The sequence below is a fragment of the Rhodococcus sp. IEGM 1302 genome (assembly GCF_030056935.1).
GTDB lineage: Bacteria > Actinomycetota > Actinomycetes > Mycobacteriales > Mycobacteriaceae > Rhodococcus_F > Rhodococcus_F qingshengii.
Genome location: NZ_JASHKY010000003.1, coordinates 142,398 through 154,406, shown reverse-complemented (window position 1 = coordinate 154,406; position 12,009 = coordinate 142,398). Strand labels below are relative to the sequence as shown.

Here is a 12,009-nt window from a genome sequence, read left to right as displayed (position 1 = left end):
CCCCGTCGTGAACGAATTCGCCCGTCGGCCGCCGCAGCGCACACGAACGACTGCCCCGCAGTCCGGGGTCAGCCGAACAAACGATATTCACCGATCCGCTCCGCTGACAGGATCGCTCTGAAGGACGACCGACCAACGACCCGTGGAGCAAATATGTTGAACAACTGGAGTTCTCGCCGTCCCGGCGTTCGAACCTTGGCGGCGGCCGCGACGATCGGAGCGGCGGTTGCCCTCGTGCTTCCGGCGACTGCGTCTGCTGCCCCCGGCATCGAAGAAAGTGTGCAAGGAAGCATCGACAGTGGCAGCGCCACGATCAACGGAAGCGTCGGCGATATCGGGAACGACATCGCAAACGGCATCGCCAGCGGCAGCGTGGGTGACATCGTCGGCGGGATCGCCACTGGGAACCTCAACGACGTCCTCGGCGGCCTGAACGCCGGCTCGACCAGCGCGATGGACATCGTCAACGGCCTGGCCAGTGGCAACGTCAGGGACATTCTCAGTGGCCTGGCCAGCGGCAGCGGCGGCGGCGGATCATTTGCGCCCACGCAGCGCTGCGACGCCTCGACCGTCTCGGGCGGCGCAGGAATCACCAGCACCAAGCACGAACTCGGCCGCGGTGGCCCGACCTCGTTCGTGCTCGGCTACGAGACCGAAAACGTCCCGGACCTGATCGAGGTGTACTACGAAGGTCGGTTGATCCACAGCACCGGATACATCGGCGACAACATCAACGAGGGAACTGGTTCAGCTGTCGTCAACGTGCCCGCCGGTGGGGCGTCGTCCGTTCTGGTTCGCGTCACGGGCCCTGACCACACCGAGTGGTCGTACACCGTTCGTTGCCCCGGCGCCTGATTCCGGTCCGGATCCACGCGAAGACGCTCGTGCCTCGTTCGGTGTTTCATCCGAACGAGGCACGCGCGGGTTCAGCCCAGAATCTCCGGTAGCGCGACATCTTCGCCGAGAACGTGCTCGGAGAGGAACGCGGTGACCACCTCGTACCAGATCTTGGTGTGCTGCGGCTTGAGCACCCAATGATTCTCGTCGGGGAAGTAGAGGAAGCGATGGTCCGTTTTCCCGTCGTCGTCGGCGGGCAGACCTGACTCGGCAAGCAGTTCGTACCAGAGTCGCAAGCCCTCACCGATCGGAACCCGGTAGTCCTTGTCGCCATGGATGACCAGCATCGGAGTCGTGATGTCCGCGACGTACAGATGCGGCGAATTCTCGACGGCCATCTCAGGCGACATCTCGCGCTGCCAGTACCAGGCAGCGTCCGTCGTCGGGCCGAATTGATCGAGTGCCCACAGACTCGCGTGGGTGACGATGGCGTCGAAACGGTTGGTATGTCCGGCAATCCAGTTGGCCATGTAACCACCGAACGAACCACCCATCGCGCCGGTTCGCTTGGGGTCGATCTCGGGCTGGGCGACAGCAGCATCGGTGATCGCCATCAGATCGGTGAAGGGCGCCTTGCCCCACTGACCCCACCCCCGCTGGACGAAGTCCTGGCCGTATCCGGTCGAGAGCGCGGGATCTGGTAGCAGTACTGCATAGCCCTTGGCGACGAGCAGCCACGGATTCCACCGCCAGGACCAGGTGTTCCACGAACCGAGTGGGCCGCCGTGGACCCAGAGAAGCAATGGCACCGGTGCATGCGGCGCGGCGCCCGTCGGCAGCGCCAACCAGCTACGCACCGTCGAACCGTCCTCGGCACGCGCGGTGATCTCGGTCAGTGTTCCCGGCAGCTCCGGCAAAGTGTCGGGCCCACGAAGTGCGGTGATCTCACCTGATCGCAGATCGACCCGCACCACGTGCGGGGGCGCTTCGTACGAGGCTCGCAACGCGTAGATCGACTCACCGTCCGGCGCCACTCGAAGGTCGGTGTACGCCGCGTCGTCGGCTGTCAGGCGCACTGGTTGGCCCCACAGGTCGATGGTGAAGATCGGACCGCGGCCGCCGTCGTCAGCGGTGACGACCAGCCCGGATCCGTCGGGTAGCCAGGCAAGTGAGGTAGGCCAGCGATCCCAGCCGTCGGCGACGCCGGTCACGGCACCGGATCCGAAGTCGTAGAGCTGCAGAGTCATTCGTGGTGCGGACTCCGGTGTGGTGAGTGTCTCCCGGATGAACGCGAGCTTGGTTCCGTCCGGCGAGAGCACCGGGTTGTAGACGTCCGCGTCGGCCTCGTCGACAAGCGTGACTCGGTCACCGGTCACCGTGTCGATCCGAACCAACGTCGATCGGCGGGCGGCACTCGCATCGCCGACAGTCCACGTGGTCACGACGAAGAGACCGTCGTCGGAAATCGTGGTCGACGTCTCCCGCAGCGCTGCGCCTGCCGTCGGTGTGATGTCCCGCAACTCGACGGATTCCTTCGAATCCGTCTCGGCCACAACCAGATGCGGATGATCGGGGCCCAGGTCGTGGTCCCAGTGGCGCACCGGATAACCGGTGTGCAGCATCGCCGTGACTTTCTTGTCCTTGCGCGCCGATCGCACCTGATCGTCCTGGTCGAGGCTGATCGCCGAAGCCATGACCGACGTCTGGGCCACGAACGTCGGCGCCGCCTTCGCCGCTGATACCGACGAGACACCACCGGGACGCGAGATCAGCAGCTGAGCTTCTCCGCCCGCCGCTGGTAGGCGCCAGAGTGCTGGTTGCGGATCACTCTCGCCCGGCACGGCTCGCGTGGCAGTGAAGAGCACGTCGCCGTCGAACGCGAAGGCAGCACCGGACTCGCTGGTCGAACCCCAGGTCAACCGACGCGCAGGACGCCGGCCTTCCGGGTCGATCTCCCACAACGAGGACACGTATTCGGCGCTCTTGTCGTCGAGAACGGCGCGCGCGCAGATCAGCAGCGAGCCGTCAGGTGACAACACCAGGCCGGACAACCTGGCCAGAGCGATGTAGTCGTCGAGTTCGTCGAACGGTGTGCCTGCGTGGAGCTCGGGAATCTGGGTCACCACTAGTTCGTATCACGCGCCCCGCGGTTGACGCATCATTGCGTAGATCGTCGGCCCGCCGCCTGGCATGACGATGTCACGGGTCACTTCGAAACCGAAGCGGTTGTAGTACGGGATGTTCGATTCCTTGCTGCTCTCGAGGTAAGCGTCGACATGTTCACGGTCACAACGCTCCAACCGAGAGTTCAGCAGCGCTTTGCCGTATCCCCCACCGCGCGCCGCGCTGCCGGTCCCGACGGTCGCGAGATACCAGTGCGGCGAATTCGGGTGTGCTCCTTCGAGAACGGAGCTGACCTCGGCCGCGTGTCGTAGCCCCCTGCCGAAGACACGCACCATTGCGGGCAGGCTCACGAGCCCGGAAATCCACGACTGCTTCCACCGCCCCGGCGGATCCCACAGAGTTGCCCCGCCGATCAGGCCGTTGTCGTCGGTGGCCACCTCGACGCCGCCCCCGGCGAGGTGGTGGTAACGAGCTTCTGCGGCAAACAGTTTCGTCAGGCGATCAGCCCTGGTGGCCTCGTCCGGCAACATCCACGCCATCAAGGGATCATCTTCGAACGCCTCGGCCAACACTGCCGACAGTGCCGGAATATCGGATCGGACAGCCGGCCGTACGTGTACACCCATGAGGCGAGAGTACCGCCGACTGTCCGAATCACTGGACTTTGAACAGCGCTGTCCTTGAACCGATCAGACGAGCAAGCCCGCAATCCGCGGCGGAATCTGTTCGAGCGCGTACGGCAAGCTCAGTACGGTGCTCCACGTCATGGCTTCGGCAGCAGCGTCTTCCAGAATGATCGCGCGGCCGTCCTTCACGACGTCGAGTTCCTGGTAGATCGGGGTCTTGTCCAGCTCCGCGCGAAGCTTGTCGCCGTAGCCGCCACCGGCGTACCAGACGAGTACGTCGACGTCCGCGAGCGAGAGTTGCTCGGTGCTGATCTCGGCGAAGTTACCCGTGATCTGATCGGTGACAGGCGGATTCACGAATCCGAGTTCGGTGAAGAACCGCACCTTCGGGTCTTCCGGTCCGTAGACCCCGAACTGCCCCGGCCCCTTCAACGCGCCGACCAGAACGGTCTTGCCGGCAAACGCCGGATTGGCCGTCTTCACGTCGGCGAACTTCTGGTCGACGCCGGCGATCAGCTCGGTGGCCTTACCCTGCTGCCCCAACGCTTCGCCGATGATGGTCGTCTGGTTCTGCCAGGGGATTCCGTAATCCGCGAACTCCTTGGGCTGCGCCACCGTCGGCGCAATGGCACTGAGTTTGTCGTATTGCGCCTGAGTGAGCCCGGAGTAGGTGCCGACAATGAGGTCGGGTGTCGTGGCAGCGACCTTCTCCATCTGAATGGTGGTGCCCGCAGTTCCGATGATCTCGGGAGTCGCCCCGTTCAGCAGCGGCTGCGCCCAGGGCCACACTCCGTAGGGGTAATCGCCGTACCAGTCGAAGGTTCCGACCAAGGTCCCACCGAGCGCCAGGATCGCATCTTGATCGTTGTATCCGACACTGACGATCCGCTGCGGATCCTTGGGCAACTCCGTAGCCCCGAACTTGTGGGTGATCGATTCCGCAGAGTCACCGCTGGGAGGTGTGTCCTCGTCGTTCGAACTGGAGCAGGCTGCGGCGAATGCCAGCAACGCTCCCGACGTGCCGATCAGAAATCCGCGCCGGGTCAGCCGACCTGCGTCCGTTCGATCCATGTTCCTACCCCTTAAAGTCTGCTGGTTCGGTAGGTAAGGCTAGCCGATGAAAGCTTCATTCCGGCTAGTTCGACCGGCCCATTCGATGGCAGTACCGCGCCGTTCGGGCCACTATGGAGACATGACGCGCCAGGGCCCCTCGAAGGACATCGACGAATCGGATCTCGAAGTCACGCACCCCAAGGACTACGCCGCCGGAGTTCCGGCCGTTCTGGTGTCGCTGCAACGAGGAATCGAGCAGATGGGAGCCTTGCGGACCGCCCGAACGCTCACCAGACTCAACCAGCGACACGGCTTCGACTGCCCGGGGTGTGCGTGGCCGGAGACTCCCGGACATCGCAAGCCCGCCGAATTCTGCGAGAACGGAGCGAAGGCTGTTGCCGAGGAAGCAACGCTTCGCACCGTCACACCCGAATTCTTCGCGGAGCACTCGATCGCCGATCTCGAAGGCAAGACCGACTACTGGCTCGGACAGCAGGGGCGACTGACGCACCCGATGGTCCTGACGCCGGGAGCAACCCATTACCGGCCGATCGACTGGGACGGCGCGTACGCACTGATCGCCGAACATCTGAACGGCCTCGCATCGCCGGACGAAGCGGTGTTCTACACCTCCGGTCGCACGTCCAACGAAGCCGCGTTTCTCTACCAGTTGATGATTCGCAGCTACGGCACCAACAACATGCCCGACTGTTCCAACATGTGTCACGAGTCGTCCGGAAGCGCACTGACCGAATCCATCGGCATCGGCAAAGGCTCGGTGACGGTTCCCGACCTCGAGAACGCCGATCTCATCCTCATCGCCGGACAGAACCCCGGCACCAACCACCCTCGAATGCTCTCGACGCTGGAGAAGGCAAAGAGCAACGGCGCCAAGATCATTGCCATCAATCCTCTGCCCGAGGCGGGATTGCGCAGGTTCAAGGATCCACAGAAGGTGTCCGGCGTGATCGGGCACGGAGTCGACATCGCGGACGAGTTCCTGCAGATCCGGCTGGGCGGCGACATGGCGCTGTTCCAAGGCCTGGGGAAGCTGCTGCTCGAGCAGGAAGATCGCGCTCCCGAGACGGTCGTCGACCGTGCCTTCGTCGACCGGTACTGCGCCGGTTGGGACGAATACGAGAAGCACATCCGCGCGGTCGATCTCGACACGGTACTCGAGGCAACGGGTCTGTCGATGGCACAGCTCGAGGAAACGGCGGCCGCACTTGCCCGATCCGAGCGAACCGTCACCTGCTGGGCCATGGGGATCACTCAGCACACACACGGAGTCGCCACCATCGAAGAAGCAGTCAACCTGCTGCTCATGCGTGGAATGATGGGCAAACCCGGTGCCGGCGTTTGTCCGGTGCGAGGACACTCCAATGTCCAGGGTGACCGCACGATGGGCATCTGGGAAAAGATGCCGGAAGAGTTCCTGGCCGCGCTCGACACCGAGTTCTCGATCTCGAGTCCCCGCAAGCACGGATGGGACACCGTCGACGCAATCCGCGCCATGAACGCAGGCAAGGCAAGCTTCTTCATGGCGATGGGCGGCAACTTCATCCAGGCAAGCCCGGACACCGCAGCGACCGAAACAGCGTTGCGTCAATGCGAACTCACCGTGCAGGTGTCCACCAAGCTGAACCGCAGTCACGTGGTCCACGGGCAGACCGCGATCATCCTCCCCACCCTCGGACGCACCGACCTCGACGTCCAAGCCGGCGGAAAGCAGCTTGTCTCCGTGGAGGATTCGATGTCCATGGTGCACCTGTCGCGCGGACGCCTCACACCGGTCAGCCCCTACCTGCGTAGCGAAGTCGCCATCATCTGCCAACTCGCCCGCGAACTACTCGGCAACGATCACTCCGTCCGCTGGTCGGCCTTCGAGGGCAACTACGACCTGATCCGCGATTCCATCTCACGGGTAGTGCCAGGCTGCGAAAACTACAACTCCCGCGTTCGAGAGCCAGACGGATTCCAACTCCCCCACCCGCCGCGTGACTCGCGTGAGTTCCGCACGCACACCGGCAAAGCCAACTTCGGCGTGAACGACCTGCACTGGATACCCACTCCGAGTGGGCGCCTGATTCTGCAGACGATGCGCAGCCACGACCAGTACAACACCACGATCTACGGCCTCGACGACAGATACCGCGGCATCAAGGGCGGACGCAAAGTCATCCTCGTCAACGCCGAAGACATCACCGCGCTCGGATTCCGTGACGGCGATCTCGTCGACATCGTGTCCGAGTGGACAACACCCGACGGCACACTCGAAGAGCGTCGGGTCACGGAATTCCGCATCGTCTCCTACGACACCCCGCGCGGCAATGCTGCGGCGTACTACCCGGAGACAAATCCGCTCGTTCCCCTCGAACACGTTGCGGCCAAGTCGAACACGCCGGTGTCGAAGGCCGTCACCGTTCGACTCGAAGCATCGGGCGCCTGAGATGGGACGAGTCACCGCACGAACACCGGTCGTTCGAATCTCGGGTGATCGGGTCGTCACGCGCCCCGACACGCTGGCCGTCGAGGAACCACTCGAAATGAGAGTGGGCGGTCAGGTGCTGGCAGTGACGATGCGGACCCCCGGCAACGACGTCGACCTCGTGCACGGATTCCTTCTCAGCGAAGGTGTCATCGCCACCCGCGACGACGTGAGCGTCGTCCGCTACTGCGACGGCGTCGACGAATCCGGTGCGAACACGTACAACGTCCTCGACATCGCTCTCGCTCCCGGAGTGCCGTTGCCCGACCACACCACCGATCGGAACACCGTCGTCAGTTCCGCGTGCGGCGTGTGCGGCAAGACCTCGCTCGACGCCGTCCGAACCACGACGCGACATCCGCTGGTCGGTGACACGACTTCCGTCACCTCGACCATCCTGTCGGCCATGCCGGTCACACTGCGGGAGAGCCAACGGATCTTCGAGCGCACCGGTGGCCTGCACGCGGCCGGATTGTTCACCGCCACCGGCGAACTCCTGGCACTGCGCGAGGATGTCGGCCGTCACAACGCCGTCGACAAGGTGATCGGTTGGGCCATCACCGACGGCCGAGTGCCCCTCTACGACACGATCTTGATCGTCAGCGGTCGGGCGTCGTTCGAACTCGTCCAGAAGGCCGTCATGGCCGGCATTCCGATCCTCGGTGCTGTCTCCGCGCCGTCGTCGCTGGCCGTGGAACTAGCGCAGGAGTCCGGGCTGACTCTCGCCGGTTTCATCCGCGGCGATTCGATGAATATCTACTCGCACCCGCACCGAGTCGAGGTCACGTCTGATTCGCGCGCAACTGAGCCGACAGTCGCACAGCGGAGTTAACTTCCCCGTAGCCCTCGTATCCACCCACCCGCTGCACGACCTCGAAGAACAGGTCTCCCCCGACGGTCGGGGTGAACAGGTGGAAGAACTCGCCGTGAGCGTCCGCGTCGTAAAGGATTCCGGCGTTGCGCATCCGGTCGAGCAGTTCTGAATTCAGACCGAAACGTGCGTCCAGATCGTCGTAGTAGTTCGGGGAAATGGGTAGCGGAGCAAAGCCCCAGTCCTGCATGGACGCAGCGGCACCGAAGATGTTCTCACACGCGAAAGCGACGTGGCTGACGCCGCCGCGGCGGACCGTCGGCAGCCCGCTTCGACTGCCCTCCACCATGTTCAGTGAGATCCGCAGGGTATGTCCGTCACCGTCCTGAACGAGCGTGAGTGCCTGGCTCCGCATGAGTCCGACCGAATCGGTGACGTCCTGCCCCTCGTGCGGTTGCATCTCGAACACGGACCGCAGGAGCAGCATGATGCCGTCCCAACTCTCCGCCGGAACTGCCAGTGCCACGTGGTCGATCCCGGTGAACACTGCGCCCTGTTCACGATTGCGCTCGGCGGGCAGCGGGTAGATCTCGAATGCCGATTCCCACGCTGCAGCGCTGCCAGGGCCACGAAGGTCGATCGATGTCGCATCGGTGACCTTCAAGCGTACGACGTCCGGTACCTCGGAGTTCTCGTCGCTCGACCCCGGCAACTGCACGCGCGTCGCCGGTACTTCGAGAGCCAGAGCGCGCTCTCCCCACACTTCGGGTTCGGTTGCCCTGATGCCGATCTGAGTGAGAACCGGCAGATCCGCGGGCAGCCCGGGCGCCGTCCACACCGTGCCCGCTGTCGCGTCGACGGCAACGGTGAGCGGTCCGTGCCGCCACAACTGCAAGTCGTGATCGTGGTGCCGTCCGACCAGATGAAAACCGACGCGAGAGAGCATCGAGTGCACCTGGTCCTGTTTAGCCGGACCCGCAGCGATTCGCAGAGACACGATCCCTTCGAGCGGGGTGCGCTCCGGGGCGGTGAACAGCGTGGGTCCACCGGCGGCAGGGTTCGCGGCGGCGACCTGTTCTTCCAGATGGAGGAGCGACCGATGAGCGTCGATTGCCGTCCGCTGGGTGTCCGCGCGTCGGAATACGTCGTTGAAGATCTCGAGCGACCACGGTCCGTCGTAACCGGTGGCGTAGACATGCTGAGCGAACGCACTGAGATCGAAGCTGCCCTGCCCCGGGAAGTTTCGGTGATGCCGGCTCCACTGGAGGATGTCCATCGCCAAGAACGGAGCGTCCGCCAACTGGAGGAAGAAGATCTTCTCGCCGGGAATCTCGCGAATTCCGGCGGGATCGTCACCGCGCGAGAGGATGTGAAAGCTGTCCAGACAGGTACCGAGCGAAGGATGGTCGACGCCCTCGACGATCTGCCACGCATGGCCGTACGTGTTGACGTGGGCACCCCACGCGAGCGCCTCGTATGCAACCTTCTTGCCGTGCTCGGACGCCAGTTCGGCGAGAGCTCCGAATTGCTCTGTCAACTGACCGTCATCGTGACTTGCGGTCGGCAGGGGCGAGGAGCACACCAGGAGCGTCTCGCACCCCAGTTGATCCATGAGCTCGAATTTGCGTTGCACTCGAACAAGATTCCGAGCAAATTGGGCCTCGTCCACCGTGTCGAAGTCACGGAACGGCTGATACAGATCGAGGGTCAAGCCCAGATCCGCAGCCCTCGTTCGTAATTCCTTCGGGGACCACGGCGAAGCAACAAAATCCGGCTCGAACACCTCGAAGCCGTCGAAGCCGGCAGCAGCGATGGCGTCGAGCTTCTCCTCGAGAGTGCCACTGAGCGATACCGTCGCGATCGACGTCCGGACCGGGGCACTCACAGCGCTGCCGCAGTCTGTTCGCCGTGTACAAGTTCCGTCATGTGCGTGAGCATCCGCTTACTGTCGGGCTCGATGCCCGTGAAGATCCGGAACGCGTCGACGGCCTGGAAGACAGTCATTCCGCCTCCGCTGAGCGTCGGGGCTCCGATCAACCTTGCCTGACGCAACAGTTCGGTTTCGAGTGGACGGTAGACGATTTCGGCCACCCACAGATCAGGGCGAAGCAGATCCGGCGAGAATGCCATTCCGGGATGAGCCGCCATTCCCATCGGCGTCGCGTGGATCAATCCGTTTGCCTTGCCGAGCACTTCGGCGAGGTCGCTCGTGTGCCGCGCCTCGACAACCTGCGCCGGAAACTGCTGCGCGAAGGTTTGTGCAAGTTCCTGCGCGCGAGGCAGGCTCGAATCGACCAACGTCAGTGTCCCGACGCCACGGGTGAGCGCGGCATAGGCAACCGCCGCACCGGCTCCGCCGGCACCGAGCTGCACGACGCGATCGAGCTGTGCTCCGGGAAGTCCGTCGTCGAAATTTCGGCCGAAGCCCGACCAATCGGTGTTGTGTCCGATCGCCTTGCCGGAGTCGAAGAGGACCGTGTTCACCGCTCCGAGCCGGCTCGCATCCGGCGAGAGCTCGTCGAGGTGCTCGATCACCAACTGCTTGCACGGGTGAGTGATGTTGAGGCCGCGAAACCCGAAACGTCGTGCATAGGTGAGAAGTTCACCGATGTCCGACGGCGCCATCCCCATCGCATCGAGATCGAGGATGCGGTAGACGTACGGCAGGCCCTGTCTGCGCCCTTCCTCCTCGTGCATGATCGGAGTCAAGGAGGCTCCGATGCCGGTGCCGATCAGACCGCAGAGGATCGAATCACTCATCAGTTCTTCCCTTCTCGGACGCAGACGAATTCGACTGCGGCGCTGTAACCGTCGATTCCCAATCCGCAGATGACAGCGTCGGCGATCCCGGAGACATACGAGTGGTGACGGAATTCTTCGCGACTGTGGATGTTGCTGATGTGCACCTCCACGACGGGGGCATCGAGTGTGACCAGAGCGTCACGCAACGCAACGGAGGTATGCGAGTACCCACCGGGATTGATGACGATGCCCGCAACGTTTCCCCTGGCCTCGTGGATCCAATCGATCAGTTGGCCCTCGTGGTTCGACTGCCTTGCCTCGACCACCGCTCCGAACTTCGCGGCCGCCGCTTCACAGCGGGAAACTACGTCGTCCAGCGTGTCTCTCCCGTAGAACTCCGGTTGGCGCTGGCCCAACAAATTCAAGTTGGGCCCGTTGAGGACCAGAATCGGTAGAGATGAAGTCATCAGGGGCACCTCGGGGTTGACGCTCGAAACTAATGTACGAACTAGTGAGTTAGTTCACTGGACGTTACTCCCCCGACGCGGACTCGACAAGCAAAGTCGACAAACTGCTGACAGATAGAGTGAGCACATGGTTTCCGAGCAGTCAGTGAACTCCGTGGTGTCGAAGCCGGAGAAACGACGCCGAAACAGCGATCTGACCAGGGTGAACATCATCGCCGTCGCCACCGAGGAGTTTGCCGACAAAGGCTTTGCCGGCGCCCGAGTGGACGAGATCGCAACCAAGACTCACACCACCAAGCGCATGATCTACTACTACTTCACCGACAAGGAAGGGCTGTACAAGTCCGTCCTCGAACACGCGTACAGCGTCATTCGTGCGCAGGAACGTGAACTCGACCTCGAGGGATTGAAACCCACGGCAGCAGTCCGCGCCTTGGCCGAACTCACCTTCGACCACCACGAACAACACCCGAACTTCATTCGGCTGGTAGCCAACGAGAACATGCTCCGCGGTGAGCACATCGAGAAATCCGAGCTACTCAGCGGTCTCGGCGCCCCCGCCGCCGACCTGGTCTCGCAGATCCTCCACGACGGACAGCAGTCGGGAGCATTCCGCTCCGACGTAGATGCTCTCGATATTCACATGTTGATCAGCAGTTACTGCGTCTTTCGTATCGCCAATCGTTACACCTTCAAAGCGCTCTTCGACCGCGACCTGACCGACTCGACGCATCGTGAGCATCTTCGAACAATGCTCGGCGACATGGTTGTTGCGTTCTTGACCTCGAAGGCGCCGTCCTGACCCACCCCGAAGTCCGAAAAATCCCCCTACGGTGGTGAGTGGAACTCACAGCTGCCACC

General features: G+C 63.2%; 10 protein-coding genes. 4 read left to right on the top strand and 6 right to left on the bottom strand.

All coding sequences use genetic code 11. From position 1 onward, the window contains the following. Nucleotides 1-153: 153 nt before the first annotated feature. A complete protein-coding gene (locus QM609_RS07815; RefSeq protein ID WP_007730988.1) occupies nt 154-855 on the top strand; it encodes a hypothetical protein in 702 nt (233 codons plus the stop codon). Between the two features lie 71 nt (nt 856-926). Here the strand turns inward: QM609_RS07815 and QM609_RS07810 are convergent, their stop codons facing one another. The 3 genes from QM609_RS07810 to QM609_RS07800 all read right to left on the bottom strand — a co-directional run bounded on the left by QM609_RS07810 (nt 927) and on the right by QM609_RS07800 (nt 4,658). Beyond that, nucleotides 927-2,960 carry a S9 family peptidase gene (locus QM609_RS07810; RefSeq protein ID WP_050654660.1) on the bottom strand — a complete coding sequence of 678 codons (2,034 nt, stop codon included), beginning with the start codon at nt 2,958-2,960 and terminating at the stop codon, nt 927-929. Nucleotides 2,961-2,972: 12 nt separating this feature from the next. Beyond that, nucleotides 2,973-3,587: a GNAT family N-acetyltransferase gene (locus tag QM609_RS07805; RefSeq protein WP_030536638.1), complete on the bottom strand. Its 615-nt coding sequence runs from the start codon at nt 3,585-3,587 to the stop codon at nt 2,973-2,975. 63 nt (nt 3,588-3,650) lie between these two features. Continuing rightward, nucleotides 3,651-4,658 carry an iron-siderophore ABC transporter substrate-binding protein gene (locus QM609_RS07800; RefSeq protein WP_030536639.1) on the bottom strand — a complete coding sequence of 336 codons (1,008 nt, stop codon included), beginning with the start codon at nt 4,656-4,658 and terminating at the stop codon, nt 3,651-3,653. Nucleotides 4,659-4,779: 121 nt separating this feature from the next. Here QM609_RS07800 and QM609_RS07795 point away from each other — a divergent pair, with 121 nt between their 5' ends. Next, nucleotides 4,780-7,089 (top strand): FdhF/YdeP family oxidoreductase, encoded by a 2,310-nt coding sequence (locus QM609_RS07795; RefSeq protein ID WP_283337266.1) that lies wholly within the window; start codon nt 4,780-4,782, stop codon nt 7,087-7,089. 1 nt (nt 7,090) lies between these two features. Continuing rightward, nucleotides 7,091-7,960, top strand: a complete 870-nt coding sequence (fdhD, locus tag QM609_RS07790; RefSeq protein ID WP_050654625.1) for a formate dehydrogenase accessory sulfurtransferase FdhD — start codon at nt 7,091-7,093, stop codon at nt 7,958-7,960. Here fdhD and QM609_RS07785 read toward each other — a convergent pair. Genes QM609_RS07785 through aroQ form a run of 3 tightly spaced genes read right to left on the bottom strand, consistent with a single transcriptional unit; the run spans nt 7,911 to nt 11,148 of the window. Then, on the bottom strand, nt 7,911-9,824 hold the full coding sequence (locus tag QM609_RS07785) for a sugar phosphate isomerase/epimerase and 4-hydroxyphenylpyruvate domain-containing protein (protein ID WP_050654624.1): 1,914 nt from the start codon (nt 9,822-9,824) through the stop codon (nt 7,911-7,913). The two genes, fdhD and QM609_RS07785, sit on opposite strands and share 50 nt — an antisense overlap. After that, a complete protein-coding gene (locus tag QM609_RS07780; RefSeq protein WP_007730970.1) occupies nt 9,821-10,699 on the bottom strand; it encodes a shikimate dehydrogenase in 879 nt (292 codons plus the stop codon). The genes QM609_RS07785 and QM609_RS07780 overlap by 4 nt, the downstream gene beginning before the upstream one ends. Next, on the bottom strand, nt 10,699-11,148 hold the full coding sequence (gene aroQ, locus QM609_RS07775; RefSeq protein ID WP_007730969.1) for a type II 3-dehydroquinate dehydratase: 450 nt from the start codon (nt 11,146-11,148) through the stop codon (nt 10,699-10,701). The genes QM609_RS07780 and aroQ overlap by 1 nt, the downstream gene beginning before the upstream one ends. A gap of 127 nt (nt 11,149-11,275) precedes the next feature. Here aroQ and QM609_RS07770 point away from each other — a divergent pair, with 127 nt between their 5' ends. After that, on the top strand, nt 11,276-11,950 hold the full coding sequence (locus tag QM609_RS07770) for a TetR/AcrR family transcriptional regulator (RefSeq protein ID WP_007730968.1): 675 nt from the start codon (nt 11,276-11,278) through the stop codon (nt 11,948-11,950). Nucleotides 11,951-12,009: the final 59 nt, after the last annotated feature.